At 38.0% G+C, this 26,319-nt stretch carries 28 protein-coding genes, 1 tRNA gene and 1 rRNA gene; 8 read left to right on the top strand and 22 right to left on the bottom strand.

Annotation, left to right across the window (positions count from 1 at the left end):
• Positions 1-77: ribosomal RNA gene (locus ACIQAA_RS30935) — 16S ribosomal RNA — on the bottom strand; the annotation flags it as partial.
• Positions 78-644: 567 nt separating this feature from the next.
• Here ACIQAA_RS30935 and ACIQAA_RS30930 point away from each other — a divergent pair.
• Complete coding sequence (locus ACIQAA_RS30930; RefSeq protein ID WP_402627348.1) at positions 645-1,340, top strand: MgtC/SapB family protein; 696 nt, start codon at positions 645-647, stop codon at positions 1,338-1,340.
• Positions 1,341-1,609: 269 nt separating this feature from the next.
• Positions 1,610-1,682 (top strand) — tRNA-Ala (locus ACIQAA_RS30925).
• A gap of 33 nt (positions 1,683-1,715) precedes the next feature.
• Here the strand turns inward: ACIQAA_RS30925 and ACIQAA_RS30920 are convergent.
• The 6 genes from ACIQAA_RS30920 to ACIQAA_RS30895 all read right to left on the bottom strand — a co-directional run bounded on the left by ACIQAA_RS30920 (position 1,716) and on the right by ACIQAA_RS30895 (position 8,172).
• The gene (locus tag ACIQAA_RS30920) at positions 1,716-1,901 is read right to left on the bottom strand and encodes a hypothetical protein (RefSeq protein ID WP_402627346.1); all 186 of its coding nucleotides are present in this window, start codon (positions 1,899-1,901) and stop codon (positions 1,716-1,718) included.
• Positions 1,902-2,570: 669 nt separating this feature from the next.
• Positions 2,571-4,082 (bottom strand): arabinosylfuranosidase ArfA, encoded by a 1,512-nt coding sequence (gene arfA, locus ACIQAA_RS30915; protein ID WP_402627343.1) that lies wholly within the window; start codon positions 4,080-4,082, stop codon positions 2,571-2,573.
• 114 nt (positions 4,083-4,196) lie between these two features.
• The gene (locus ACIQAA_RS30910; protein WP_402627341.1) at positions 4,197-5,537 is read right to left on the bottom strand and encodes an ABC transporter substrate-binding protein; all 1,341 of its coding nucleotides are present in this window, start codon (positions 5,535-5,537) and stop codon (positions 4,197-4,199) included.
• A gap of 149 nt (positions 5,538-5,686) precedes the next feature.
• Positions 5,687-6,352 (bottom strand): YesL family protein, encoded by a 666-nt coding sequence (locus ACIQAA_RS30905; RefSeq protein WP_402627339.1) that lies wholly within the window; start codon positions 6,350-6,352, stop codon positions 5,687-5,689.
• Positions 6,353-6,384: 32 nt separating this feature from the next.
• The gene (locus ACIQAA_RS30900; protein WP_402627336.1) at positions 6,385-7,224 is read right to left on the bottom strand and encodes a carbohydrate ABC transporter permease; all 840 of its coding nucleotides are present in this window, start codon (positions 7,222-7,224) and stop codon (positions 6,385-6,387) included.
• The gene (locus ACIQAA_RS30895; protein WP_307194110.1) at positions 7,225-8,172 is read right to left on the bottom strand and encodes a carbohydrate ABC transporter permease; all 948 of its coding nucleotides are present in this window, start codon (positions 8,170-8,172) and stop codon (positions 7,225-7,227) included.
• Between the two features lie 393 nt (positions 8,173-8,565).
• On the opposite strand from ACIQAA_RS30895, the gene ACIQAA_RS30890 reads away from it, so the two are divergent.
• The 3 genes from ACIQAA_RS30890 (at position 8,566) to ACIQAA_RS30880 (ending at position 11,739) form a co-directional block, all read left to right on the top strand.
• Positions 8,566-9,483 (top strand): ArsR/SmtB family transcription factor, encoded by a 918-nt coding sequence (locus ACIQAA_RS30890; RefSeq protein WP_402627334.1) that lies wholly within the window; start codon positions 8,566-8,568, stop codon positions 9,481-9,483.
• Between the two features lie 397 nt (positions 9,484-9,880).
• Positions 9,881-10,210, top strand: coding sequence for a DUF485 domain-containing protein (locus ACIQAA_RS30885; RefSeq protein WP_402627331.1), 330 nt, complete (start codon positions 9,881-9,883; stop codon positions 10,208-10,210).
• Positions 10,207-11,739, top strand: coding sequence for a solute symporter family protein (locus tag ACIQAA_RS30880; RefSeq protein WP_402627328.1), 1,533 nt, complete (start codon positions 10,207-10,209; stop codon positions 11,737-11,739). Before ACIQAA_RS30885 ends, ACIQAA_RS30880 begins: the two co-directional genes overlap by 4 nt.
• Positions 11,740-11,777: 38 nt before the next feature.
• On the opposite strand, the gene ACIQAA_RS30875 is transcribed toward ACIQAA_RS30880, so the two are convergent.
• Together ACIQAA_RS30875 and ACIQAA_RS30870 are read right to left on the bottom strand one after the other, a co-directional pair.
• Positions 11,778-13,133, bottom strand: coding sequence for a DEAD/DEAH box helicase (locus ACIQAA_RS30875; protein ID WP_402627326.1), 1,356 nt, complete (start codon positions 13,131-13,133; stop codon positions 11,778-11,780).
• A 117-nt stretch (positions 13,134-13,250) separates the two neighbouring features.
• Positions 13,251-13,490, bottom strand: a complete 240-nt coding sequence (locus ACIQAA_RS30870) for a sulfurtransferase TusA family protein (protein ID WP_402627323.1) — start codon at positions 13,488-13,490, stop codon at positions 13,251-13,253.
• A gap of 125 nt (positions 13,491-13,615) precedes the next feature.
• Between ACIQAA_RS30870 and ACIQAA_RS30865 the strand changes: the two genes are divergently transcribed.
• Positions 13,616-14,509, top strand: a complete 894-nt coding sequence (locus ACIQAA_RS30865) for a selenium metabolism-associated LysR family transcriptional regulator (RefSeq protein WP_402627321.1) — start codon at positions 13,616-13,618, stop codon at positions 14,507-14,509.
• A gap of 42 nt (positions 14,510-14,551) precedes the next feature.
• Here ACIQAA_RS30865 and ACIQAA_RS30860 read toward each other — a convergent pair whose 3' ends face one another.
• Genes ACIQAA_RS30860 through ACIQAA_RS30850 form a run of 3 tightly spaced genes read right to left on the bottom strand, consistent with a single transcriptional unit; the run spans position 14,552 to position 16,254 of the window.
• Positions 14,552-15,688, bottom strand: a complete 1,137-nt coding sequence (locus ACIQAA_RS30860; RefSeq protein ID WP_402627318.1) for a zinc-dependent alcohol dehydrogenase — start codon at positions 15,686-15,688, stop codon at positions 14,552-14,554.
• Between the two features lie 15 nt (positions 15,689-15,703).
• Complete coding sequence (locus ACIQAA_RS30855) at positions 15,704-16,063, bottom strand: spore coat protein (RefSeq protein WP_402627316.1); 360 nt, start codon at positions 16,061-16,063, stop codon at positions 15,704-15,706.
• Between the two features lie 14 nt (positions 16,064-16,077).
• Positions 16,078-16,254 (bottom strand): spore coat protein, encoded by a 177-nt coding sequence (locus ACIQAA_RS30850; protein ID WP_402627359.1) that lies wholly within the window; start codon positions 16,252-16,254, stop codon positions 16,078-16,080.
• 160 nt (positions 16,255-16,414) lie between these two features.
• On the opposite strand from ACIQAA_RS30850, the gene ACIQAA_RS30845 reads away from it, so the two are divergent.
• Positions 16,415-16,621: a hypothetical protein gene (locus tag ACIQAA_RS30845; RefSeq protein ID WP_402627313.1), complete on the top strand. Its 207-nt coding sequence runs from the start codon at positions 16,415-16,417 to the stop codon at positions 16,619-16,621.
• The gene (locus ACIQAA_RS30840; RefSeq protein ID WP_402627310.1) at positions 16,618-16,917 is read left to right on the top strand and encodes a spore coat protein; all 300 of its coding nucleotides are present in this window, start codon (positions 16,618-16,620) and stop codon (positions 16,915-16,917) included. The genes ACIQAA_RS30845 and ACIQAA_RS30840 overlap by 4 nt, the downstream gene beginning before the upstream one ends.
• Before the next feature lie 29 nt (positions 16,918-16,946).
• On the opposite strand, the gene ACIQAA_RS30835 is transcribed toward ACIQAA_RS30840, so the two are convergent.
• The 10 genes from ACIQAA_RS30835 to ACIQAA_RS30790 form a co-directional block, all read right to left on the bottom strand.
• Positions 16,947-18,446, bottom strand: a complete 1,500-nt coding sequence (locus tag ACIQAA_RS30835) for an acyl-CoA synthetase (protein ID WP_402627307.1) — start codon at positions 18,444-18,446, stop codon at positions 16,947-16,949.
• Positions 18,447-18,559: 113 nt separating this feature from the next.
• Positions 18,560-19,300, bottom strand: coding sequence for a 3-oxoacyl-ACP reductase FabG (gene fabG / locus ACIQAA_RS30830; RefSeq protein ID WP_402627305.1), 741 nt, complete (start codon positions 19,298-19,300; stop codon positions 18,560-18,562).
• Positions 19,297-20,199, bottom strand: a complete 903-nt coding sequence (gene phaZ / locus ACIQAA_RS30825) for an intracellular short-chain-length polyhydroxyalkanoate depolymerase (protein WP_402627304.1) — start codon at positions 20,197-20,199, stop codon at positions 19,297-19,299. The genes fabG and phaZ overlap by 4 nt, the downstream gene beginning before the upstream one ends.
• Entirely contained in the window at positions 20,200-21,213 is a 1,014-nt protein-coding gene (locus ACIQAA_RS30820) for a 3-oxoacyl-ACP synthase (protein WP_402627301.1), read from the bottom strand. It lies immediately after the preceding gene.
• Between the two features lie 17 nt (positions 21,214-21,230).
• Entirely contained in the window at positions 21,231-21,410 is a 180-nt protein-coding gene (locus tag ACIQAA_RS30815; RefSeq protein ID WP_402627299.1) for a hypothetical protein, read from the bottom strand.
• Positions 21,411-21,421: 11 nt separating this feature from the next.
• On the bottom strand, positions 21,422-22,420 hold the full coding sequence (locus ACIQAA_RS30810) for a branched-chain amino acid ABC transporter permease (protein ID WP_402627296.1): 999 nt from the start codon (positions 22,418-22,420) through the stop codon (positions 21,422-21,424).
• A 4-nt stretch (positions 22,421-22,424) separates the two neighbouring features.
• Complete coding sequence (locus ACIQAA_RS30805; RefSeq protein ID WP_402627293.1) at positions 22,425-23,285, bottom strand: branched-chain amino acid ABC transporter permease; 861 nt, start codon at positions 23,283-23,285, stop codon at positions 22,425-22,427.
• 18 nt (positions 23,286-23,303) lie between these two features.
• Positions 23,304-24,011, bottom strand: coding sequence for an ABC transporter ATP-binding protein (locus ACIQAA_RS30800; protein ID WP_402627290.1), 708 nt, complete (start codon positions 24,009-24,011; stop codon positions 23,304-23,306).
• Entirely contained in the window at positions 24,008-24,763 is a 756-nt protein-coding gene (locus ACIQAA_RS30795; protein ID WP_402627288.1) for an ABC transporter ATP-binding protein, read from the bottom strand. The genes ACIQAA_RS30800 and ACIQAA_RS30795 overlap by 4 nt, the downstream gene beginning before the upstream one ends.
• A gap of 91 nt (positions 24,764-24,854) precedes the next feature.
• On the bottom strand, positions 24,855-26,036 hold the full coding sequence (locus ACIQAA_RS30790) for a substrate-binding domain-containing protein (protein ID WP_402627356.1): 1,182 nt from the start codon (positions 26,034-26,036) through the stop codon (positions 24,855-24,857).
• Between the last annotated feature and the right edge of the window lie 283 nt (positions 26,037-26,319).

The following is a 26,319-nucleotide window of genomic DNA, read 5'->3' as shown; positions in this document are numbered from 1 at the left end:
CTTAAGATTCGCTCGACTTGCATGTATTAGGCACGCCGCCAGCGTTCGTCCTGAGCCAGGATCAAACTCTCCAAGAAAGTTGATTTAGCTCATTTTGTTACGTTGGCTAGTTTCTATAGAAGAAACTAATATTTTTGTTGACGTTCTTGTTTGTTTAGTTTTCAAAGAACAATATTTTATCGATTTTGGACTCATTTGATTTAAATGGCTCAAAAGCGACCTCTTTAATTTAACACATCCACCTTTTCAATGTCAACAACTTTTTTAAAATCTTTTTTTGTTGTGTGACTCTCTCGGTGAGGACGAGATTTAATATACCATGTTCAAAAAATGTTTGCAATATAATTTTTAACTTTTTTTGATTCATTACTTTTTTATAGGAATTAAACAACATTCATCTGCCAAAGGATAAATCAAATGGGAGATGCACTCATAAAATCAGCTATTAATGTATATGTAATTAGAGAAGACTTTTTATCATTCATCCTAATAACAAAATCACAAAGATTTTAGTACTGCTATTTTTTAATGCATATTTTAGCAGTATGGAAATTTTCTTTTTTTAACATAGTGCGGTTATCGTATAATAGAAATAACAATTTGTACAAGCACCACTATATTTATAAATATTGGACGTGAAGTGGATGGAGAATATTGATTACGACATATTAATAAAGCTTGGAATCTCAGCTATATTAGGACTTATTATTGGACTTGAACGCGAATTAAAGAGAAAACCCGTAGGACTTAAAACAAGTCTTGTCATATCTGTCGTGAGTTGTCTGCTTACTATTGTTTCAATCGAATCTGCTTATATGTTTCCTGATTCTGATAATGTAAGAATTACGATGGACCCTCTTCGTCTGGCCGCACAAATTGTATCTGGAATCGGTTTTCTAGGGGCAGGTGTAATCCTTAGAAGGGGAAATGACAGCATCTCTGGATTAACAACAGCCGCGATGATATGGGGAGCGGCAGGAATCGGAATTGCTGTTGGAGCTGGTTTCTTTATTGAAGCGTTTGTCGGTGTGGCATTACTTATCATTAGTGTTGAATTGGTCCCTTACGTAATGAAATTTATTGGTCCGAAACAATTGCGGGAGAAAGAAATCAGTCTTCAATTATTTATCAGAGATAAAATTCAAATTGAAAATGCCATTTCCTTTTTAATGGAGAGGAAATACATTATTCGCCGGATCCGTATTAAGGATTTAGATAATGGGGACCATCTCGTTCAAATATTAGTTGCAGTAGATTATCGAGAAAAAACAACAGAAGTGTATGATTCTGTTTCCAATCTAGACGGAGTGCAAAAGGTTGAAATTGAAAGTATGGGTTAATGCTTTTTTACAAGGCTGTGTTAAAGGATACTGTTGATATTAGAACCTGTTGATTGGAGCGGAAGGCGCTCGACTCCTGCGGGATGAACGAGCTGAGTGAGACCCCGCAGGTCGGAACGACCGAGGAGGCTCACGGGTGAGCCCGTGGAAAGCGCAGCGCCTGGAGCGCAAATCAACAGCCAAGTTTAACACAGCCTTTTACAAAAAAAATCAAAAATACTCTTGCAAGAATGGTATGAGAAAGATATAATTTTTCTTGTATCATATACGGGGGCTTAGCTCAGCTGGGAGAGCGCTTGCATGGCATGCAAGAGGTCGTCGGTTCGATCCCGATAGTCTCCATACTACTTTGACCATGCTAACGCATGGTCGTTTTTATTTTTGGCCACTAAATTTTTCAGATATAACCTTTACATTGACACCCTCGGATAATAAACCCTGGGGTAATTTTAGAAATCTACATACTCCAGAATTAAGATTCATTCTCAGAAGCAACAAGGGCTTGTTGAGCTTCTCTTTTAGTTTTTTAAGCCTCTTTCTATTTTTGTTTTCTTTTCCCATTCTCTTCTTTCCCTAATTCAAGAATGTAAAACTAGTGTCCTTATTATTGAGCCTGCCATTGGGTAATATATAAAGGTGTCTGAGGGGAAGCAACAAAATGGACGTTATTTATGATGATTTTCCTCGTGTACTGCATGCATAAGATATTAAGAGATTTTTGAACATTGGATTGCAACAAGCCTATATATTAGCACATTCTGGTGAATCTCAGGTACTTAAAATAAACGTAGGCTGAAAACACCAAAAAGTAACTTTCTCGCATGGTTTGAAGGATAATAAATGCCATCCTGTACGTTCACTCGGCTTGTTGCCGTACATTTTTGTTCTGTGGAGCGTAATCCCCCGCTCAAAGTTGCCTCTTCCGCTTCATTAAGACAGCATCATGGGTTTTCCCATTTCTTTTGTTGGTGTTTCTGCAATATCATCTAGTCGGCTCTTAATAACATTCGCAACTTTATAAAGGTATTCCCCCCCTTTGTGCACCCGTCAATTTCTGCCATTTAGCTTTTGCCTGATGTTTTTCTCTCTGTTTGAACTGTCTTGTTAAAACATTCCCTCCTATAACATAAATAGGAAAGGAGCTGAAAACTCCTTCCCATTTTGTTTAAGATAAATCCATACCTTCTCGATCACAAATGAAGATCAAAAAGATATGGAAATCAATATTTATTAGTTTCGCTTTGCTAAGCGAATTACGTTCCAAGATAACTTAGGTAAAACAGCTGCAACGCTGCCATTTTCTGCTTTAGCATTACCATTTGTATGAGGTGCTACTGGTGTTCCTTTAGCAGAATTCGTTTGCTTTAAATTACCGTTGTTTTCCAGAACTATATGCTCAACGACTTCATAGCTATCGAAGTTGCGGATGTCGACTGTTAAATCTAACCCTTCTTCTAAGTGACGGTTTACAGCGAAAATGGTTAATGTTTCATGCTCCTCGTTGTAAACAGCTGTTGATTCTAAATATGGTACATCTGTGAAATCCTTACTATCGTACTTAGGGCTTGAAATAATAGGATTTAATGATACACCGCGGCCAAAAACAGAAGTATGCATATATGGATAGAAAATGGTTTGTTTCCATGCAGGTCCATTTTCTTCCGTCATAATTGGAGCAATAACATTTACTAATTGAGCAAGACAGGCAATTTTGACACGGTCAGCATGCTTTAATAAAGTAATCAGCATACAGCCAACCAATAAGGCATCTTCGAAGTTGTAAATATCTTCTAACTGTGGCGGTGCAATACTCCATGGTTCGATTAATTTATCCTGCTCTCTGCTGTGATACCAAACATTCCATTCATCAAATGAAAGATTAGTATTCTTTTTCCCGCGCTTCTTGGCTTTAATATAGTCTGCAATCGAAATAACAGATTTGATAAAGTCATCCATTTCAAGTGATAAAGCTAAGTAATTGGAGATTTCATTATCTCTGTTTCCATAATATTGATGTAAAGAGATAAATTCAACATGATCATATGTATGATCTAAAACAGTGGCTTCCCAATCTGCGAATGTCGGCATATTACGGTGTGAGCTCCCGCATGCTACTAACTCGATTGTTGGGTCAACCCATTTCATCACCTTTGCTGCTTCTTGGGCGATACGTCCATATTCCGCAGCTGTTTTGTGTCCAATCTGCCATGGACCATCCATTTCGTTTCCGAGACACCATGTTTTAATCTTATATGGATCCTTTACCCCATGAGAAATACGTAAATCACTATAATGAGAGCCGCCAGGATGGTTACAGTACTCTACTAGATTTCGAGCTGCATCGATACCACGAGTCCCTAAGTTTACAGCCATATTTACTTCTGCGTTTACAATCTGTGCCCATTTCATAAACTCGTTTGTACCGATTTCATTGGTCTCAGTCGTACGCCAAGCAAGTTCTAAACGACGTGGGCGCTGTTCTATAGGTCCAACACCATCTTCCCAGTTATATCCAGAAACAAAGTTACCGCCAGGGTAACGAACAAGCGGTACTTGAAGTTCCTTTACCATTTCAATTACATCTTGGCGAAAACCATTTTCATCTGCTTGCGGATGTCCAGGTTCGTAGACTCCTCCATATACACAACGTCCTAAATGTTCAACAAACGATCCATAGATTCGGTTATCAATCTCAGAAACTTTAAAATCTTTCTCTAAAATCATTTTTGCTTTTTTACTCATTTGTTTCTCCTTTCAGTATGTAAACTTGTATTATAGTTATTAAATCGAGAGAAAAGGGTCAGATCCTCTTTGATAAAAATCGTTCAGACCCTTTATTCCCTTATTTATTGAAGCTTATTGCATGGTCGATTCTATTGCTTCTTGTGCTTTCTTTAATGCTTCCTCAGGAGATTCTGATTTTTGTCTTAAAACATTGTTTAAGGTATTAGTATTCAACTCAGTCAAGGCGTCAGGAAGATGTTCAGTAACATGAATACCAGGAATTTCATCTTTAATGCTTAACAATGTATCAAAAATATCATTACCAAAGAATTGATAGAACTTGTTATCTTCACGTACAGCTGGGTCTTCCCATACATCATAGCGTGGAGGGTCAAAGCCTAAAACTGTCCATAATTTAATATTAGCTTCCTTAGAAAGCTTCGCAAATGCTAAGAATTCTTTTGCAAGTTCAGCATGCTTTGTTTGGTTTGTAACGACAGTACCAGTACCGCCGATACCAACAGAGCGGCCGCCGCCTTCTTCCCAAGCAGGTAATGGACGAATGACCATTTTACCTTTTAGATCTGGCATGTAATCAGTGAAACGGCCCATGTACCAAAGAGGCATGGAGATAGAAGCAGCTTTTCCTTCATTCATATAGGCATAATATTCTTCAGCATGTGGCTCTCCGCCCGGAGTAAGCTCAGCAATTTTGTGCTTATAAAGCATATCATTTAATAATGTAAGTGTTTTTACATTCTTTTCACTGTCAACAGTCAGGTTTCCTGCATCATCAAATAAATCTGAGCCTTGTTGGCTGATCATTTGCTGGAATTGAGTTGCGTCTCCAGTATGTACATTTGTCATAACCGCATCTGTGTTTGCAACTACTTTTTTACCTGCTTCGATATAGTCATCCCAAGTCTTAATAGAATCAATATCAACACCTGCAGCATCCATAATTTCTTTATTGTAATACATCATAGTTGCTCCAACGTGTGTTGGCATACCATAGTATTTACCGTCTTTTGCATATAGGTCAAGACGTGATTGAACGAAATTCTCCTTCTCAGGTTCAACATATTCATTCATAGGTAATAATTGTGGTTCACCTTGTAAGAAGTTAGGAAATCGGCCAACTTCGATATCGGAAATATCAGGAGCGCCTTTACCAGATTGTAAGGCAAGTAATAAGTTATTGTGCATTTGGTCGTAAGGGAATGTTTCAGCTACCAGTTTGATTTTCTTATCTGGGTGAAGTTCATTCCAACGAGGAACGGCATCTTTAAAGAAATCCATGTGTAATTCAACAAATGTCCAATATTTTAATTCAGTAGCATCTTTTTCGTCTGCACCAATTACTTCTTTTTCGGTTGCTTCTCCGCCGGCTGATTCACTACCGCCGCCAGAGCAAGCCATTAACATGGCCATCATTAAACTTAAAAGTAAAGCTAACAAACTTTTCTTTTTCATTTTTGTTCCTCCTAAATATTAGTTTAATAAATGGAGCAAAAAATCCTTTGTTTATTTCAGAGAAAACTTCACCTCCCTTAAGTCAGGCAAAATAGAATCCGACGATAACGCTTACAGTTTTGAAATATTTTAAATAACTAGTAAAACCATTAAGCAAGGGTGGGTTGTTCTTCAATCTCTGATGTATTGGACAGTTTATTTTGTTGTCCGTCCAACTGTCTAAAAATTTGCAACGAAAACCACATACAGCCCATTCCGATTACACTAACCGTGAAAAAGGGAATCACACCTGGATAACTAAGTGAAAAATATATACCAGCAAAGATCACGGTACCAGAAAGAATCGTATAATGGATCTTAGATAGACCTATAATAATTCCGTTTTTGAAATGCTGCAGACAAGTAGCTTTATAGTGTGTTAGTAATGGAAAAGACCATATTACGAGAATGGTATAGAAAAAAAAGATAAAGTAAAAAGCAAATGGTACAACAAAAACCATTTCATCCCCAAGACTCGATAGAACTTGATAATTTAAATAAAGAATAATTCCAACTATCGATAGAATCCATCCCATAATATTAGATGCTAAAAATTCCTGACGATAAATTTGCTTGAAGGTATTCCAAATTTTCAGGTCTTCTTCACCCATTTGCCACTTTCTAGCTACTCCCAGTACTGCAGTTGTAGCTGGAAAAATCCCAGCTGCAACTAATCCAAATACAGAAAACACAATCCATAATACGTTCAACAAGACAAGGCGAACAATCCAATGAAGTAAATAATCTAGATTTGTTACGATTTGTTTTCCATTCATGTAACCAACACCTCTTTAACTGATTCTTTGTATCATCCTTTAACTCCACCAACTGTAAGCCCTGCAACAAAGTAACGTTGGAAGAAGATAAATAGGATGATAATTGGAATTATTGTCATAACTGAACCAGCGATTAAGATATCGTAGTTATTACCATATGGTGTTAATAACGTAGCCAATCCAATCGGTAACGTAAACATATCATTCGATCTTAACACGATTAACGGCCACAGGAAGTTATTCCAAGCACCTAACCCTTGAAGGATAGCCATTGCAGCCATAGATGGTGTCATCAGCGGAAGCATTATTTTGAAGAAAATACCATATTCCGTTGCACCATCAATTCTAGCAGAATCCATCAATTCCTTCGGAAGACCAATTGCATACTGCCTAAAGAAGAAAACTGCTACTGGAGCAACAACTGATGGAATTATAACCGCAGTATATGTATTGATTAAGTTCATACTGATCATTAATTGAAATAGCGGCAGCATTAGAATTTCAAATGGTACCATCAAAATAAATAGTACAAATCCAAAGATAAGATTTCTTCCTTTAAAATCATAAAGTGCCAGTGCATATCCCACCATTGAAGAGAAGAATAATGATAAGACAATTGTAATAGCAGAAATGCTTAAACTATTTTTAAACCAACTCCAATAGTTACCACCTTGAGTAAAGATATATAAGTAGTTATCAAAACTCATTTTGCTAGGATCAAAAACCAAGCTAATTCCGTTTCGCATGATATCAGATGAAGGTCTGAAGGAAGAAATTAATAGATTCAGAATTGGGAAAAGCGCAATAAATGAAATGATAACAAAAGCAATGTTCGTTATCGAAACTAATATGTTAGATTTTTTCTTTTTCATTTATTGTCCCTCCTTTTTAAATGCACCGGTAAGAATTAACTGGATAAAGCTGACAACAAAAATGATCAGCATCAAGATAACTCCAATTGCAGCACCGAATCCCATGTCATTTTGTTGAATACCTTGTTGATATAGATAACCAACAACAGTTAAACCAATGTTTCCTGGTGAACCAGCTTCCCAGAATACAAAACTTTCTTCAAACATCCTAAATCCGTGGATTACGGAAATAGTGGTCACAAAGATGGTAACTGGTTTTAGAAATGGCAGAGTAATATGATAGAATTTCTTTAATGTGGTTGCTCCGTCCATTTCTGCCGCTTCATATAATTCTTTTGGTACATTTTGAAGGCCAGCTAAGAAATAAAGGATATTGACACCCATCCATTTCCAAGAGCAAAGTAACACCATTAAAAACATCCCTGACCATGCTTGATAGCGCCAATCAACGGATTCAATTCCAAGCCAATTAAGTATTTGGTTAGCTGCAGCTGTATCTGTTTCTCCAAACATTAATCTAAAAACCATACCAGCTACAATCGTTGATGCCAATGAAGGTAAAAATAACGATGCCCGGAAAAACGTCTTAAATTTTACAAGCTTAGAATCTAGTAGAACAGCTAATACAATGGGTGTAATCGTTAAGATTACTACTGTCAAAATTACATATATAGTTGTATTTGAGAGCGCTTTATAAAAAGTTGGATTAAATACTCTCGAATAGTTACCCATGCCTATAAACGTAATTTGACCTGGCAAAACTTTCTGAAAACTCATAATAATTGCTTTAATCGAGGGGTACAACGAAAAGATTAGAAAAGACAGAATAAAAGGAGAGACAAAGATGTACGGTACTACTTTTTGCGAATTTAGAAAACTTAAAACTTTATTTGGTTCTCTCACCTGTGCTGCAAGATCTTGGGCAGTATTCCTTGACGCAGGTAACATTAGAAACCCTCCCTTAAATTTTTGTTTATTTTAGAAAATTCTAAAACGTTTTATATATAGTCATAGTAATTTCCTCTCCAACGTTTGTCAACAAAAAATGTATACGCTTACTTTTTAATTTTTCAGAAAAAACAGATATTTTTCTACATTAAAATAGTAAAAAATGGTTTGGACAAATTTCATTTATCATTTCATTACTTGTCACAAAGGTAAGTTTAATACATGAATGTGTGTTATCTAAAAAGTTTATCCTTTAAACAGAACAATTCTAAAATAATGAATAGCTTTGTTAATCTGTTTTTAAAAAAATTGTTTCCTATAAAACATCTTTCCATTTATTTGTTTTTGTTTTATTCTTATTTAAAATAAACTCTTTTGAAAGGAGGAATATTGTTGATACATATAAAAGAATTGCGGTCAGGACTTAATATTTTTAAAGCGTTAAGTTCTGAAATTAGGATTGAAATCTTAACACTCCTTACAAAATACGATAGTCTCAACCTAAACGATTTAGCTAAGAAATTAAATCTATCCAACGGTGCTATTACAATGCATATAAAAAAGCTGGAAGAAAGCGGTCTCATTGATGTTACCACTGCCGTTGGGAAACATGGAATCCAGAAGATTTGTTATATAAATGAGGATATTCTGAAAATTGAATTGAAAAATAAAGAGGTACAAAACCTTAATGAATATCAGATTAAAGTAGGGCATTATTGTGATTTTCATGCAGAACCCACATGTGGTTTAGCGACTAAGGACAGTATAATTGGAGAATTTGACGATCCTCGTTATTTTGCTGATCCTCAGCACATTAATGCAGATATTGTTTGGTTAAACAATGGATTTTTGGAATATCGTATCCCTAATTACTTAAAGACAAATCAGAATTTCAATGAAATTCAGTTTATTTTCGAACTTGGCTCTGAGGCTCCAAGCTATAATAACGACTGGCCATCTGATATTTATTTTTATTTAAATAATATTGAATTAGGCTTTTGGACCTCCCCTGGTGATTTTGGCGATAAAAAAGGTAGTAATAATCCGGAATGGTGGCCTCCTCACTTGAACCAGTACGGTGTGCCAAAGTTATTGCGAATCAACAAAAACGGTACATTTATCGATGGCTGCCGTATTTCTGATATAACTATTTCTGATATTAACTTAAATCAAAAATCTGATATTAAATTTAAGCTTGCCGTCGGAGAAAAGGGCCAGAATGGCGGTTTAACTCTATACGGCAAAAATTTCGGAAACTGCAATCATGATATTATTGTAAGAATATTATTTGATTTAAAAACAGAGGATTAAGTCCCAAATAAAAGCCGATTCTCATTCCAGATTTTTGGTAGGAAGAGTCGGTTTTTCTTTATAGTACATATACAAATATAAACACAATAAAGAGCATACAGCCTTTTTGCCGTATACTCTTCAACAACTCAACTATTAATTTTATACTACATAAGTACCCTAGCTTGTCATGCAAGAGGTCGTCGGTTCGATCCCGATAGTCTCCATCTCCAAAAAAATGAAATTTTTCCTATTGCCTAATTTAATATTCTGCTCCTATAATAATAAACGTAACAAATAATTAAATATTTTGAAAAATCTGTTATCAAAGGAGGAGATATCAAACATTCAGCCTAGTCCTTATTTTAATCCTCATAAGTTATTTGTACATTTTCTACATTGAGAGGGGGAGCTTCCAATGGAGGCACGGAAAATAACAGCAAACTCTAAAAGTGATTACAGTTCTATAGTTCAATCATCTTCTTTCCAGAAATTACTCTCCGAAAAGAAAAAATTCATCATTCCTATCACGATCTTCTTCTTTTGTTTCTATTTTGCATTACCTATTTTAACTTCATTTTCAACTGTATTGAATAACAAATTCATCGGCAGTATTTCTTGGGCATGGGTATTTGCTTTTCTTCAATTCGTTATGACATGGGGATTATGTATGCTTTACTCCAAAAAGGCAGCTAAATTTGACGATTTAGCCGAAAAGGTTGTCAGAGAAGGAGGAACAAACGAATGAATACTGCTGCTTTTACCATGTTTCTGGGTATCGTTTTCATAACGTTGGTAATTACATATTACGCTTCGAAACGTACAAAGAACGCAAGTGAGTTTTACACTGCAGGAGGAGGCCTTACTGGCTGGCAAAATGGACTGGCTATCGCAGGTGATTATATGTCTGCTGCCTCATTTCTTGGTATTGCTGGTGCCGTCGCATTAACAGGATTTGATGGATTCTTTTATAGTATTGGTTTCCTAGTGGCATATCTGGTTGTTTTATATTTGGTTGCGGAACCACTGCGTAATCTAGGAAAATATACATTTGCTGATATGATCGCAGCGCGCTTTGATGCCAAAAAGGTTCGTGGTTTTGCTGCCATGAACACCATAACTATTTCTATCTTTTATATGATTGCACAGCTTGTTGGAGCTGGTGCACTTATTAAGTTATTATTAGGATTGGAATATACTACATCTGTTTTAATTGTTGGGGTATTAATGACCGTTTACGTTATTTTTGGCGGTATGCACGCAACAAGCTGGGTCCAAATTATTAAAGCTGTCCTTTTAATGGGAGGTACCTTCTTAATTTCAATTGTGGTTTTTGCTAAATTTAACTTTAGTATTACGGATATGTTCGATCAAATGAAAACGGCAACTCCGTTAAAGGAAGCGTTCTTAAATCCAGGGGTAAAATACAAGGATGGTATAGACACCCTTTCTTTAAATATGGGACTAGTTTTAGGTACTGCCGGGCTGCCTCATATTCTTGTACGTTTCTTTACGGTTAAAGATGCAAAAACGGCTCGAAGTTCAGTCGTATATGCAACGTGGATTATAGGGATATTTTATGTGATGACAATATTCCTCGGCTTTGGTGCTGCGGCATTTGTTGGTACTGCTGATATAGTTGCTGCAAATGCAGCTGGAAACATGGCAGCTCCACTTTTGGCGCAGGCACTTGGCGGAAATATGCTGTTCGCATTTATTTCTGCAGTAGCATTTGCTACTATACTTGCAGTCGTAGCAGGGCTTGTTCTCACAGCAGCATCAGCTTTTGCACATGATTTCTACAACGAAATTCTAAAAAAAGGAAAAGCCACTGAAAAACAACAGGTAAGTATGGCACGCTGGGCAGCAATTGGTGTGTCTGTTCTTTCAATTGTCCTAGCTTTAGGGGCTCAAACCCTTAACGTAGCCTTCCTTGTTTCACTGGCATTTGCTGTAGCTGCCAGTGCAAATTTACCAGTTATTATTTATACGATTTACTGGAAACGTTTTAACACTACTGGAGCAATTTGGGCCATGGTGGTTGGACTTATCTCAGCTATTGGACTTGTCATAATCAGCCCTAATGTTTTCAGTCCTGAAGTAGGAAAGGCCATTTTCGTAGGGAACCCACTTTTCCCATATACGACACCAGGTATTGTATCTATACCGTTAGGATTTATTGCAGGGTACCTTGGAACAAAACTCTCCGGCCAGAAAGCTGACTTGAAGAAATATGATGAAGTGTTAGTTAAATCTAACCTCGGGATTGGCCAATAATAACGTACAAGGGACTGAAAGTAAATTCAGTCCCTTGTTTATTTGCTTCGCTTACTTTTCGCTAATCCCGTAGTGGCAGTGTTCCTATCTCTTCTTCCGCCTGGCTGATTGGAGATAGATTGCTTCCCCTTAACCGATCTTGACTTGCCGCTATTTCTAGACGAAGCTTTAGGCTTACTATCTCTCCCTGTTCCACTAGCAGCTCTCTGTTTTTCACCTTTTTTTCCTTGATAAGTCTTTTGCTTAGATGGTTCTTGATTATTTTTTTGATTACTTCCCGTGTTACCGATGTTTTGTTTTTGAATAGTAATATTTAATTCTTTTTCGATCATATCCAGGGTTAGGCGGTCATCTGACGAATACAAAGTGATGGCCATGCCCTTCGTGCCAGCTCTTCCTGTTCTTCCGATTCGATGGATAAAGCTCTCAGCGTCCTGTGGAATGTCATAGTTAAAAACATGTGTTACTCCTTCAACATCAAGCCCTCTTGCTGCCACATCTGTTGCTATCAATAATTGAATTTCCCCATCTCTGAAACGTTTCATCACTTGCTCTCTTTTAGCTTGTGATAAATCACCATGCAGTTCATCACATAAAAATTTATGAGATTTTAACACTTCGTATAGTTTTGAGACTCTTCGTTTTGTTCTACAGAAAATAACAGCTAAATATGGTCGATGTGTTTCCACCAATTGAATAAGGGTCGCTTGCTTAGCTCTATCAACCGTGTGAATGGCAATGAGTTTAACATTTTCAGCAGGACCCTGCGTTTTTTCTACCTGGATATATTGTGGTTTACGCATATGCTTATTAGCTAACGTTCTTATTTCTTCTGGCATAGTCGCAGAAAAAAGCATGGTCTGACGAGTTTTAGGTGTTTCACTGACAATATCGACCACTTCATTCAGAAAACCAATGTGGAGCATTTGGTCGGCTTCATCAAGAACTAGAAAGGATACTTCCGATAACTCTACCGTTCCTCTCCCAATATGATCTAACAGCCTTCCCGGGGTGCCAACTACAATCTGAACATTTTTCTTTAACTTCTTTAGCTGTTTATCAACATCCTGCCCTCCATAGACAGCAAGTACATCTACTCCTGGAATATCATCCGTCAACTTCTGAAATTCATCCGTAATTTGTAAAGCCAATTCTCTGGTCGGGGTAACAACTAGAGCTTGTACATGTGAGGCGTGCGGATTTATTTTTTCTAGAATTGGCAGTATGAACGCATATGTCTTTCCTGTTCCTGTTTGGGCTTGTGCAATCACATCTTTTCCATCCATCACAATTGGTATGGTTTTTTCTTGGATTGGTGTCGGTTGGGCTACACCGTAGCTTCTTAATTTATTTACAATTGACTCAGAAATACCTAATGATTTAAAATCAGGCAACAAAATCCCTACTTTCTCTATCCATAACATTATTTTGTCTTATTAATATTGAGTGTTTAACAACGAAAAGGCAAATATTCTTTTTAAAAGAAAAAGACCTTATCAAAGAAAGGTCTTTTAGCGTTTTTCTATATAGTAATAGCTACTTTCACCATAATCCTTCCGATCAAGCAATAAATGTGTTTCTATTCTGCACCAGGATGGCAGTCTTTCTTTCAAACCTGGTTCAGTGGATATGATTTCGAGTATATGTCCCTTGTTCAACTTCTTCATAGTGGAGGATAGGTTAATTACGAGCTCTTCATATCCGGTTTTGCCTGCATCATAGATAAGGTCCGGTACATATTGAAGTGACATCCATTCAGCTCCCGATCACAGTATTACTTTCATTATAAAAAAATGATATGATGAGGTAAATTCAATTTATCTATTCTATCAATGATTTTAAATCGATTTTTTAAATAGTAAAGGGGGAAGAACGAATGGATTTACATCAATTGTATGTGTTTACGAAAGTAGTTGAACATAAGAGCTTTTCTAAAGCCGCTGAAGATATCTTTTTAAGTCAATCAACGGTTAGTTCACATATTCAAGCATTAGAAAGAAATCTAAATGTAAATCTATTTGATCGTGTTGGGAGAGAAATCATTCTTACCCCATCTGGAGAACGTTTGTATCAATGGGCTTTAAAGCTTTTATTACTAAAGGATCAGGCTATGCTGGATTTAAAGGAGGGAGCGACAGAGCTAAGAGGAATGATTCGAATCGGTGCCAGTTCCGTACCTGGGCAATTTATGATCCCAAAAATGGTTAAGCAATTTAGAGAACAATACCCACAAGCCACATTTCATATAAATCAATCATCATCTAAAAATGTCGCTGATAAGGTCCTAAACGGATCAGTCGATTTCGGATTATTAGGTGAAAAATACGAAAATGAAAAGCTATGTTACATTCCCTTACTCAAAGAAAACCTGGTGCTGATCACATCAAAGCAAACTGACATTGTCGGACCTGTGAGTATCCAAGACCTTTTAAGTTATCCATTCATTATGAGAAACTCTGACTCAGGAACCAACTCACTGATTGAAAAATTCCTGAAAAAAAATAAGATATCAAAGGATCAAATGAATATAGTGGCGTATACCGAAAACGGGCAAAGTTTAATTCAGTTTGTACTCCAGAATATCGGTATCGCGATTATTTCGGAAATGGCAGCAAGGGAATACTATGACAGAAATTTATTAATGATTCACGAAATTAAAGATTTCAATGATGAACGATATTTCTATCTGGTTTATAACCAAAATAAAACACAATCAATGTTATCCAAATTGTTTATAGAGAGTGCACAAGAGCTGATTAATCCTGTTTAGCATTAAAAATAAAAAGGCTGGAAAATTCTCCAGCCTCCTTTTTTAAGGTTTAAGAATAACTTTTATGCAATCTTCCGTCTTTGTATCAAATACTTCATATCCGTGCTTTGCCTGCTCTAACGGCAATACATGAGTAATGATGTCACTTATATCAATCTTTCGCTGGTTAATCATATCATAGAGAAAAGACATGTAAGGAATGACTGGCGCCTGTCCTGTTTTAATATCAATGTTACGTTGAAAGAGGTCACCTAGTGGAAAAGCATTATATCTTCCCCCATAAACGCCTGTTAGTTGGATGGTTCCACCTTTCCGCACTGCTTGGCTGGCAATTACAATGGCTCCCATTGCACCACCATGCAGTTTCAGTCCCGCTGCTAAAAACTCCATTGGGGTCATTTTGCCATCCATTCCGACAGCATCGATGACAATGTCTGCTCCACCCTGAGTCATTTCCAGCAGATAGTCCCCGACATTTTCATGGTCCTCAAAATTAACAATTTCGACTTTGTTTGTCCGTTTTGCGTGCTGGAGACGATAGTTGATATAATCAACCGCTATGACTCTTTTCGCACCTTTTAACCAGGCAAACTTTTGTGCAAGTAACCCTACTGGGCCGCATCCTAATACGATAACCGTATCGTCAGGCTTTACCCCGGCATGGTCCACACTCCAATAGGCAGTAGGTGCTGCGTCAGCAAGGAGGACAAGTTTCTCGTCTTCTACTTCACAATTTTCCGGAACTTTAAATGGAGTGAAATTCCCAAAAGGGACCCTCATATATTCAGCCTGTCCGCCGGCATAGCCGCCAGTCGTTTCCGAATAACCGAAAAAACCACTTCCTTGACCATGAGGATTACCATTGTCACATTGACTGGTTAGGTCGTGAGTACAATACCAGCAGTGACCACAGCTAACGTTAAACGGGATGATGACTCTATCCCCTTTTTTTAATTTCGTTACTTCAGGACCCACTTCCTCGACAATTCCCATAGGCTCGTGACCGATCACAAAGTCTGTTGGCAAATTTGGAATCATCGCATGAATCAAATGTAAATCAGAACCACAAATGGCTGAGGAAGTAATTTTAACGATAATATCATCTGGATTTTTTATATTTGGGTCTTTGACTTCTCTCACTTCTACATTCTTAATTCCTTGATATGTAACAGCCTTCATCTGAATCCCCTCCTTTTACTGGTTTGGCGTTGCAAACAGCCCTTGACGATCCGTATCGTTAGGGTAAAGGTTTAGTTTAGCAATCTGGACTGCTGTCTCTGCTGCCTTCATATCAACCGGATACTGCTCTTTAAAGTTATGTGGGTGTAGCCAGCCTTTCTTAATCATTAAATCTGCTATTTCTGTATGCAAATCGATAGCTGCCTCCATTTGCTTGTGAAAAATCCTTCTAAGTTCTGGGTTGGCAGTCTCTGTAATCGCAAAACCATAATTGCGTATGCCATTTTTGACAGATAATAAAAAATCCATAGCGAAAGCAGAATCAGCCAGGCTTGGCATACCCTCCGCGTTTCTCGGATCTAAATAATCTTCCATACCTTCCACCTCACTTATTGTAGCAATTGACTTTGTTTATAAAAGCTTACGAGTTCATTAACATCTTTAATAGATTGCTGAACATCCTTTTCCATAAGTGCTTTTAACTCATTATCAAAACAGATTCCCTGCATTAGTTTTGAACGAAGTAAACAAACTGTTTTAAAATTAAGAATCTCATGCGTTTCCATTGTTTCATGTAAGGCTAAGGTTTCGTTGACCAACACACTCACCTCCAAGTAATAGTTGTATTTTCCCCAATTTACTTTTCCTTTTATGCAAAATGAATAATCGACATTAGTCTTAGAAAATATAAAAAGGATTAACTCTGTACGTTTTGGAGGGAAAACAATGACAAAATATCTTGGTCTTCACGAGACGCTTGACCTTCATGAATTACTAACCTTTAAAAATCTATGTTTAACAAAAGCTACTACAATGAGTGTCTTGGCTCAGGATCCAGAATTGAAGGCCATTCTTTCTGAAGATGCTGCCATTGGCACACAGCATATACAGAAGCTCCAGAAGTTTTTAACAGATAGGAGTGATAACGAATGAATCAACTCATTCAAAATTTAATGGGGATGGGCGGTATGACAGACCAGGTGATTGCAACAGATTTCCTCATTTCTGCTAAAGCAGGGGTAAGAAATTATGCTGTCGCGATTACGGAGACCGGTACACCGGAATTAAAGGCTGCTCTAAGGGAACAATTAAATACCGCCATTGCCACCCATGAAAAAATAACGAATTATATGATTGCAAGAGGTTTTTATCATCCTCATGACTTAAGTGAACAGCTTCAGGTTGATTTGACAGTTTCTGATACTGCCTTAAAACTTGCCCAAAAGTAATGAAAAGGAGAACCGCGGGGGTTCTCCTTTTAGGTTTGATTACTAAATTCTTTTAATTTCTTTTTATCGATTTTTCCAACATGTGTTTTTGGAAGTTCTGTTAGTTGAATGAACTTTTTGGGAATTTTATACCTTCCTAGTTTCTTTTCACAATAAAGGTTAAGCTCTTCTTCCTCAATCACATAAGAAGGTTTAGCCACGATAAAAGCTGTAACAAGTTCCCCCCATTTCTCATCTGGCAGTCCAATCACTGCCACTTCATCAACCCCAGGGTGTTCGGCAAGCCAATGTTCGATTTCAAGAGGATAGACATTTTCACCACCCGTGATAATCATATCCTTCTTTCTGCCGACAATATAATGAAATCCTTCCTCATCCTTCTTTGCTAAGTCTCCGGTATGAATCCAGCCTTCCTTTTTCGTTTCTAGCGTTGCCAATTCGTTATTCCAATAATGCGAAAAAGAATGTTTTCCTTTAATTAAAAGTTCTCCAACTTCATTTACTTTTGCCTCTTGACCATTTTCCTTCACAAGTTTAATAGCGTTAAATAACATTGGTTTTCCTACTGAACCCCGTTTCACCAGCGCATCTTCATGATGTATAAAGAAATTATTTGGTCCTGCTTCTGTTAAACCATACCCTTCTTTAAAGGCCAATCCTTTTTTCTGAAAGGCTTCGTATACTTGTAATGGACAAGGTGCCGCTCCTGATAAGAAAATTTTCATAGAAGGAAAATCACTTCTCCGGAACTCTTCTGTTTGAATGAGTAGATGGTACATGGTTGGTACAAGAAGAATGATCGTACAGTTATATCGTTGTATTGAATGGACCACTTTTTGTCCTGTATATTGGTCTCCCATAACGACTGTTCCGCCAATCATTAATATTGGCAGTGATAAGGCATTTAGTCCGCCTGTATGAAACATCGGCATGTAGTTGATAGTTACATCCTCTTCAGATAAGTTCCAACTGAGAATGGTATTTATCGCATTCCATTGAAAGGATTGGTGGCTTAATACAACTCCTTTTGGTTTGCCCGTCGTTCCTCCTGTATAGATCATTGCTAATGGATCATGTTCAGAAATATTTACGAAAAATGTATGATCATATTTTCGGTTCACTATCTCATCGTACTTAGTCCCCCCAACATAAAAAGATTGGGGTGCAGCTGTTTCCAAGGAAGTAAACATATTCTCAAACTTTTGATGAACTCCAAGCAATACGGGTGTACAATCCAACAAAATTTCATGTAATTCATGTACTGACAGACGCCAATTGAGCGGAACAAAAATGGCACCAATTTTCCCACAGGCAAAGAGCAAATCAAAATAACTGATATCATTCGGCGACAATAGTGCTACTCGATCGCCTTTTTTCACACCTTGATTTTTTAACCAGCCAGCCACTGCGGATGAACGATTATTTAATTCTCTATAGGTCCATTTCATATTATTATCTTCAAGAATTACTGCATTCTTATTTGGCGATAACCTTGCTCTATTTTCCAGCCAATCAAGTTCCCACCTCACCGAACAATCGCTCCTTCACAACTAGATGAAACCATCTTACTTAAATGTAGTTACAGAATAGTTACAAGACATAGAATCAAAAAAAACGACCCTTAAAAAAGGTCGTATTGTGATTACATCATGATTCCACCATCTACATGGAGGACAGTTCCATTTATATAATTTGATTCATCAGAAGCTAAAAACAGGTAGGCGTTTGCGATATCTTCTGGCTTCCCAAGCCGTGCCAAAGGTACCATTTGTTTCATTTGGTCTAATATTTTTTCCGGAACTTTCGCAGTCATTCCAGTTTCGATAAAACCAGGTGCCACGGCATTCACATTAATTCCTTTACGCCCAAGCTCTTTTGCCCATGTTTTCGTCATCCCAACCACACCAGCTTTAGTTGCTGCATAATTCGTTTGACCAATATTGCCATACACACCTGAAACAGAAGAAGTATTAATAATCTTTCCTTTTCCATTTTCAATCATCGACGGTAAAACCGCTTGTGTACAATGAAATACCCCCGTAAGATTAACATCCACAACTGCTTGAAAATCCTCAGCAGTTAATTTAGAAAGCATGGCATCTTTTGTAATCCCTGCATTATTGATAAGGATACTAATATTTCCGTACGTTTCGCGGACTTTTTCAACCATGTTATCCACACTTGAACGCTGTGCAACGTTTACTTGGAAAAAGGTCACCTCATAGCCTTTTTTTCTTAATTCCTGTGCCCTTTTTTCACCTTGTTCCACATTAAAGTCAGCCATGGCAACCTTTGCGCCTTCTTTAGCAAAGGTTTCAGCTGCAGTGAATCCAATCCCGTTAGCTGCTCCGGTTATGATGGCCACTTTATCTTTTAATCTCATTTGAACACCTCAGTATTTAGGAAATTAGTAACCTCTTTTAATAATTGCGGTAAGTCGTCAACAAGTGGTGAATGACCACAATCCTTCAACTCAACGAATGTAGCTTTTGGTCCTAAATCCTCTACCAATTCTCTTGTCATCTCTGCTGTTACCACAAGATCACGTTCTCCTCTTAATACTAGAACAGGGACATTGATTTTATCCACTAGTCCGTTTCCTTCAACAAGTCCATTATGATGATGACTTATATTAAATGTATTGTTAGAATGATGTACCTCTGCTAAGTTTCGCTGTGTTCTCATATCCTGAACATACTCATCATAAAGCTCTGGAGCCGGCTGATTTTTTGTGTAGATGACAGCGTTCCAAATCAGTTTCAATAATTCAACATTATTTGTGTCATAGGCCGCCTGAACGGGTAAGGTTCGAATTAAATCACGTTTAATATCTTCATAAGATGAAAATCTCCGTGGCACATCGTTCTCACTCAGCTTTCCGTCAAATGGATAGCCCCTAGTAGATTCGGATGCTAATAATATAAGCTTATTGCAATAACCAGGGTAATCGGCAGCAAATTGCATGGCGACTGCACCACCAGTTGACCAGCCGACAATGGCAAAGTCCTTCAAGCCAATCTCATCCACGAAGAGCTTAACATCATCTGAAAAATCTTTAATGGATGTGATACGTTTATTGTAGCTTGATAATCCAAACCCGCGTAAATCCAAAGCAAATAACTTATATTCATCAGACATATTATCTAGAACAAGGTCCCAGTGCTTAGAAGAGGTCATGTTTCCATGAATTAACAGCACCTTTTTTCCCCCGCCTTGCCGCTCTCGATAGGCGATTGTTTCCCCATTTGCTAACTGTACTTCTTTAATCGTTACAATAGCCATTTACCTCACCTTCCCCCATTTGATTGCAGATGCTCCCCATGCATAACCAATCCCAGCACTAACAAAAACGACTAGGCCACCATCTAATACCTTTCCTTCTTTTAGTGCAAGCTCTAATGATAATATTTGGTCAATTTGACCGATATGCCCGTATTCCTCAAGATAGATTGATTGTTCCGGGGATAATCCTAATTCTTTTAATACATATTCATGAGCAGACTTTTTCATGTGGAGCATGGAAATATAAGCAATATCCTCTACTTTATAACCACTTTTTCTAACGGATTCCTTGATTACTTTAATAAAATTGACCATTGATTTTTGTTCCAATCGATGTTTCATTCCCTCAGGGTCAAGGACATCCAACTTATTTAAGCGCTGCTCTATTGCTTCTTTTGTTATGGGATGTTTTGTACCTCCAGAAACAACCACAACATCCTCGGAAAAAGAACCATCCGTGATTAGCTCCGTTTCTAACAAGACGTTCTCGTTATGGTCTTTCTTCAATAAAATCGCACCACCGCCCGCACCTAAGTTAAACATAAAGCGAGTCCGCGGATTCTGGTAGTCTATGAAATCAACATTTCGGTAACCGCCTGCCAGCAGTACCGTTTTAATCGTTGAATCTGCGATCATTAAGCTTTTCGCTACCTTAAGCGCCATTACAGTAGTTCCACAACGTAAAGCAACATCAAACGCCCATGCATTTAAGGCCCCAACTGCTTCCTGGAGTTTGATTCCAGCCGTCCAAAGTGGGTATTCTTTATGCTCTTCGCCAATATAAATGACAACATCAATTTCCAAGGGATTTATACCTGCTCTTTCAATGGCCTGCTTGGCAGCAATAATCCCCATTTCGCAGGTATGATCGTTAGGGCCCGGTACATGTTTCTTCTTAATCCCCATCTTTTCTTCGACAATATGCGTTGGGATACCTGCCATTTCTGCTATCTCTTTGCCCGTCATATATTCATCTGGAAGGTAAAGACCCGTACTAACAATTCCTATTCCCAAAACTCTCACCTCCTAAACTAAGAGTCTTCTACCATCGACATCATAAAAGCAGTCGCTTGTTCAATTGTTTCAAATAATGTTTCCCGTTCTTCTTGCACATGGGTCACCTTAATTCTCCATTGTTTTTTACCTGTTTCTTTTTCAACGGCCGCTAGTTGAAAACGAACGACGAAGGATGCAATTTGTAATGATTCCATATAGCCTCCCCCTAACCCGCTAAATTTTCTTTTTTCCTAGCAGATTCCTGTTTTCTTCGTTTCCATGTGAATTTCCTTAATGTTCCCACAATACCCAGTGGGAAGAAAATGACAACTAGAATATAAATAATGCCAAAGAAAATAATCCAACGCTCAAATATCCAGTGCTCCTTTGCCAGTTCTGTTAACCCATCATGAGCAAATTCAATTAGTCCAGCACCAATAATGGCGCCAACTAAGGTACCAACACCACCGATGATGGTCATTAATAATGCATCTAAGGTAATATCCATCGCGAATACGCTTGTATTCACATATCGAAGGGACATCGCGTAAAAGATACCGGCAATTCCCGCTAACACGCCAGAAACCACACTAGCCGCAATCTTATAATGTAATACTTGATAACCTAAAGACTCTGTTCGTTGTTCATTTTCTCGAATGGCCTGCAGCACTCTCCCAAGCGGGGAATTCGTAAAGCGTTTTAGGATCATAAATACAGCTATCATGGAGACTAAACAAATGATGTAAAAGTTAGTGCGATCAATAAAAACTTCCGGTACTCGAAAAGTAAATCCATCATTTCCAAACGTTAATGTCCGCCACTTTTCGGCTAAGACTAAAAATAAACCCGCCAATGCCATTGTTAACATCGCATAAAAATGACTTTTCAACCTTAGTGTAAGCAAGCCAACAATAAAACTAACGATTGCAGTAATCAAAACGGTTGCCAGTACTGCATAAATGAAATGAAGCATTGTAGGTTCAAAACGCTTCATGAATATCCCAATCGAGTAGGCTCCGATGCCAAAAAACATCGCATGCCCAAAGGAGACAATTCCTGTAAAGCCTAATAATAAATCATAGCTCATCGCTAGGATGGCAAATACAAAAATCTGAGTCAAAAGAATGAGCATATTCCTAGATTCGTAGACAAAGGGCAGGATAAGCAAAAAAGCAGCGATGATAAAATAAATAGTATTCATTCGATTATTTACAATCCACTTCATACGCTCACCCCTTCCCGCCAAATAGTCCTTGTGGCTTAACAATCAACACTACTGCCATTAAAAGCATATTTACTGCTAAGGATAATTCCGGTACATAATACGCCATGAACGAACCTGATAATCCAACTAAAATCGCGGCCATAACAGATCCTGTAAAATTTCCCATGCCACCAATAACAACTACAATAAAAGCTAAAATCGCAAATTCCATACCCATACCGGCGTGAATGACTCCGGAGTATGGTCCGAAAAGTACTCCTCCTAGTGCAGCCATTCCAGAACCGATCATAAATACAAACATGAATACCTTCTTTATATTAATTCCCAATGCCTGAACCATTTCTTTATTCATAACTCCAGCCCGAACCACCAGACCTATTTTCGTATTTTTTAACAAATATTGTACTCCTGCAAAAACGAGCAGCCCAACAACGATGATAAATACTCGATATTTAATAATAATCATGCTGCCTATTTCCCAGCTTCCTTGTAAATAATCTGGAGGATTAGCTGTTAATTGATTGGGTCCCCAAATTACTTTTAACATCTCAGATAAAACCAACATTAATCCAAGAGTAATTAAAATCTGCTGAACGTGGTTGCCGTAAACGGGTTGGATAATCCACTTTTCCGTAATAATCCCTAGTAAAAAACCAGTGATTATCGCCCCAAGAATACCGATTAAGAAACTGCCTGTAGTGGTATAAATCCATATACCGCTGTAAGCACCCCAGGCAAACAAACCGCCATGGGCAAAGTTAAGGACATCCATCAAACCGAAAATAAGCGTTAATCCTGCTGCTAATAAAAAGATTAGCATGCCAGTTGCCAATCCATTTAAAGTTAAATTGAATAAAAGCTCCATCCAGCCTTTCCTCCTTTCTTACGCAATTCCCAAATACTTTCGTTTCATTTCCTCATCCTCTTTTAGTTGTTTCATACTTCCATTGCTTACCGTTCTGCCATCATCGATAATGTAAAAACAATCACCGATGGTACTTGCCATCATGAAATTTTGCTCTACCAAGACGATGGTGGTTTGATCCTTCATTTGCAGGATAGACTCCATCACCTTTTCAACGACGATAGGGGCTAAACCTTTACTAGGCTCATCAATTAATAACAGTTCGTTATCATTTACATAGGCTCGGGCGATAGAAAGCATTTGTTTCTGCCCTCCGCTCAGTAACCCGCCAGGCTTTTTCCAAAACTTTTTTAGGTCAGGAAACAAATTTAAGATATAATCAAGCCGCTTATTTGTTTCTTCGTTTTCTTTTTGAATCGCTACTTTCATATTCTCTTCGACTGTTAATCCAGCAAAAATTCCTTGGTCCTCTGGAACATACCCGATTCCCTTTTGGGCAATGGTATACGTTGGCAAGGACTGGATATCATCCCCTTTGTAGACAATACTTCCTTTTGAAGCTGGATTCAGGCCCATGATGGTCCGTAATGTTGTCGTTTTTCCTGCGCCATTTCTTCCAAGCAGTACCGTTACCTCACCTTTTTTCACTTCAACAGAAACACCTTGTAAAATATGATACTGTCCAATATACGTCTCGATATTATTAAGCTTCAGCAGCTCGCTCACAAGCTGATCCCTCCTAAATATGCAGATTGGACTGTTTCATTTTTCATAATTTCCTCTGGTGTTCCATCCGCCAACAGCCTGCCATTAAATAACACCATTACAGAATCTGATAAGTCCAAGATCATATCCATCTTGTGCTCGATTAAAATAATCGTTCTATTTCCTTGTTCCTTTATTCTTTTAATGACTTCTAATATTGCCGGAACATCCTCTAATGACATACCTGCCGTCGGTTCATCTAATAGAAGAACCTCCGTTTCAAGTGCAAGGAGCATTGCCATTTCGAGCTTTCTCTTTTCCCCATGAGCCAAGTTGCTCGCCAATGAGTCCACTTTATCGTCTAAAAGCACGAGCCTTAGCCATTCTAGTGCCTTTTGTTCAAATTCACGATATTTTTTATAATGAAATACCATCTGATAGCGAACTCCGGCTCTAGATTGAACTGCCAGCCTTACATTTTCAAGGACAGTTAAATTAGGAAATACATTGGTAATTTGAAAAGAACGACCTATCCCTTCTCTCGTTCGCTTCGTTGAAGAAAGTTTTGTGATATCCTTTCCCCGAAAATAAATCTTTCCATTTGTAGGATTTAATTGACCGCTTAAAAGATTAAAGAATGTTGTTTTGCCGGCACCATTTGGACCAATGATTGATTTAAAGTGTTTTTCAGGAACAGAAATGCTGACGGAATCAACGGCTGTATGTCCACCAAAGGTAATGGTTAAATTGTCTGTTTCAATTAAGGTTGTCATGCTTTCACCACCAATCTTGTAGATAGAAATAAGGAAGAGGGTGACCGAAAACAACAGGTCGAACCCTCATATTTTTTAAAAATAACACCTTTTAATTTCGTACTGGAGGTGCTGTTTCTTCTGGTGTCAATTCTCGCATTAGTACTGGGACTGGGTAAGGTACGCCATCTTTCTTTTCTAGTTTGATGGCATATAGTGCTTGAAGTGCCTGGTGATCTTCTGGGCGATAAGTCATTTTTCCTTTTGGTGTTTCAAAGCTCATGCCTTCCATCGTTTCAATTAGTTTATCGGCATCGGCGTCGCCTTCGGTTTTCTTCAATGCTTCTATAATCGAAATCGCAGCACTCATACCCCCTGGTGTGAATAAATCAGGTACTTCTCCGTTAAATCGTTTCTTATGTTCTGCAACCAGCCAATCGTTGATTTCATTTTTTGGCAGATCGTGATAATAAACGGTAAAGCCTTCCATGCCAACAAGTGGTTCCATAGTAGCTAAAGCTGCAATATCCGGAGCACCTGTTGAAATTTTGATACCCTTGTCTTGTACCTTCATATCAGAAATCTGCTTCCAAGGAGAGTTTGCACCCGCCCAAACAACAAATAAATAATCAGGTTTAGCATCAATGATTTTTTGAATGTTTGAAGTAAAATCGGTTGCAGCTGGATCAGCATACTCTTCTAATACGATATCTGCACCTAGCTTTTCAGCCGCTTCTTTGAAGGCAGCAACACCATCACGTCCAAATGAATAATCTGGAGCCAGGGTAGCAATTTTTACACCTTTACCAGCAATCGCAGCTGCACCCGCAACGGCATCCTGTGAGGAGTTTCGCGCTGAACGGAAAATGTATTTATTAAACTCGGAGCCAGTAATACTATCGGCTGCTGCCGGTTCAACAATCATAATCTTTTGATATTCTTCAGCAAGCGGCAGGACCGCTAATGTATCTGCAGAGCTGGATGATCCTACTAAGAAGTCCACTTCATCTTCTTCTAATAGCTTGGTTGCTTTTTGGACAGCAACTTCTGGCTTCGTTTCTGTATCCTCAACCACAAACTCAATTTTTCTGCCTGCAACCTCCATGGTTCCTTCCGTTGCATATTCAAGTCCAAGTTCAAAACCTCTTAATGTTTGTTTACCATAAGACTCAAGAGCACCAGTTGTAGAAGCAAGAACACCTATTTTAATTGGTTCCTTATTCTCGGCCTTTTCTCCATTACCACTTGTATCTCCCTCAGTCTTGTCTGAGCTGCATGCTGTAGCAAAAATCATAATAAAAATAAGAAATCCTAACAAAACCCCTTTTCCACGAAATGCCTTCACTTCTTTTCCCCCTTGTAATTTAAAATAAAAACATGCAAAGCTTTGAGTTAATAATAGAAAACTAGAGTTACAGCGAAGTTACAAGGAAAAGCGGAAGCGCCTCGTTCAGCCCCGACAAGCGCTGGTGGGCCTGTTGATGAAGTCACGCTTTTGGACTTCATCAGCAGGACCGAAGCGACCTCGAGGGGCTAGGCGCTGGAGCTAGACAAAGAAACAAAAAAACAGCCCTCCA

The sequence above is a fragment of the Neobacillus sp. NPDC093182 genome (genome assembly GCF_044754045.1).
The sequence above is the reverse complement of the archived record's forward strand: the minus strand, read 5'-3'. Positions and strand labels throughout refer to the sequence as shown.

What these genes read in the sequence shown, in the direction of transcription:
- phaZ (WP_402627304.1), bottom strand. Translation starts at nt 20,199, where the DNA reads ATGGCTATTGTAACGATTAAAGAAGTACAGTTAGCAAATGGGGAAACA.
- ACIQAA_RS30930 (WP_402627348.1), top strand. Translation starts at nt 645, where the DNA reads ATGGAGAATATTGATTACGACATATTAATAAAGCTTGGAATCTCAGCT.
- ACIQAA_RS30885 (WP_402627331.1), top strand. Translation starts at nt 9,881, where the DNA reads ATGGAGGCACGGAAAATAACAGCAAACTCTAAAAGTGATTACAGTTCT.
- ACIQAA_RS30895 (WP_307194110.1), bottom strand. Translation starts at nt 8,172, where the DNA reads ATGTTACCTGCGTCAAGGAATACTGCCCAAGATCTTGCAGCACAGGTG.
- ACIQAA_RS30870 (WP_402627323.1), bottom strand. Translation starts at nt 13,490, where the DNA reads ATGTCACTTCAATATGTACCGGACCTTATCTATGATGCAGGCAAAACC.
- ACIQAA_RS30815 (WP_402627299.1), bottom strand. Translation starts at nt 21,410, where the DNA reads ATGGAATCATTACAAATTGCATCCTTCGTCGTTCGTTTTCAACTAGCG.
- ACIQAA_RS30845 (WP_402627313.1), top strand. Translation starts at nt 16,415, where the DNA reads ATGACAAAATATCTTGGTCTTCACGAGACGCTTGACCTTCATGAATTA.
- ACIQAA_RS30900 (WP_402627336.1), bottom strand. Translation starts at nt 7,224, where the DNA reads ATGAAAAAGAAAAAATCTAACATATTAGTTTCGATAACGAACATTGCT.
- ACIQAA_RS30840 (WP_402627310.1), top strand. Translation starts at nt 16,618, where the DNA reads ATGAATCAACTCATTCAAAATTTAATGGGGATGGGCGGTATGACAGAC.
- ACIQAA_RS30860 (WP_402627318.1), bottom strand. Translation starts at nt 15,688, where the DNA reads ATGAAGGCTGTTACATATCAAGGAATTAAGAATGTAGAAGTGAGAGAA.
- ACIQAA_RS30905 (WP_402627339.1), bottom strand. Translation starts at nt 6,352, where the DNA reads ATGAATGGAAAACAAATCGTAACAAATCTAGATTATTTACTTCATTGG.
- ACIQAA_RS30790 (WP_402627356.1), bottom strand. Translation starts at nt 26,036, where the DNA reads ATGATTTTTGCTACAGCATGCAGCTCAGACAAGACTGAGGGAGATACA.
- ACIQAA_RS30865 (WP_402627321.1), top strand. Translation starts at nt 13,616, where the DNA reads ATGGATTTACATCAATTGTATGTGTTTACGAAAGTAGTTGAACATAAG.
- ACIQAA_RS30805 (WP_402627293.1), bottom strand. Translation starts at nt 23,285, where the DNA reads ATGGAGCTTTTATTCAATTTAACTTTAAATGGATTGGCAACTGGCATG.
- ACIQAA_RS30880 (WP_402627328.1), top strand. Translation starts at nt 10,207, where the DNA reads ATGAATACTGCTGCTTTTACCATGTTTCTGGGTATCGTTTTCATAACG.
- ACIQAA_RS30810 (WP_402627296.1), bottom strand. Translation starts at nt 22,420, where the DNA reads ATGAAGTGGATTGTAAATAATCGAATGAATACTATTTATTTTATCATC.
- ACIQAA_RS30910 (WP_402627341.1), bottom strand. Translation starts at nt 5,537, where the DNA reads ATGAAAAAGAAAAGTTTGTTAGCTTTACTTTTAAGTTTAATGATGGCC.
- ACIQAA_RS30795 (WP_402627288.1), bottom strand. Translation starts at nt 24,763, where the DNA reads ATGACAACCTTAATTGAAACAGACAATTTAACCATTACCTTTGGTGGA.
- fabG (WP_402627305.1), bottom strand. Translation starts at nt 19,300, where the DNA reads ATGAGATTAAAAGATAAAGTGGCCATCATAACCGGAGCAGCTAACGGG.
- ACIQAA_RS30920 (WP_402627346.1), bottom strand. Translation starts at nt 1,901, where the DNA reads ATGGGAAAAGAAAACAAAAATAGAAAGAGGCTTAAAAAACTAAAAGAG.
- arfA (WP_402627343.1), bottom strand. Translation starts at nt 4,082, where the DNA reads ATGAGTAAAAAAGCAAAAATGATTTTAGAGAAAGATTTTAAAGTTTCT.
- ACIQAA_RS30850 (WP_402627359.1), bottom strand. Translation starts at nt 16,254, where the DNA reads ATGGAAACGCATGAGATTCTTAATTTTAAAACAGTTTGTTTACTTCGT.
- ACIQAA_RS30855 (WP_402627316.1), bottom strand. Translation starts at nt 16,063, where the DNA reads ATGGAAGATTATTTAGATCCGAGAAACGCGGAGGGTATGCCAAGCCTG.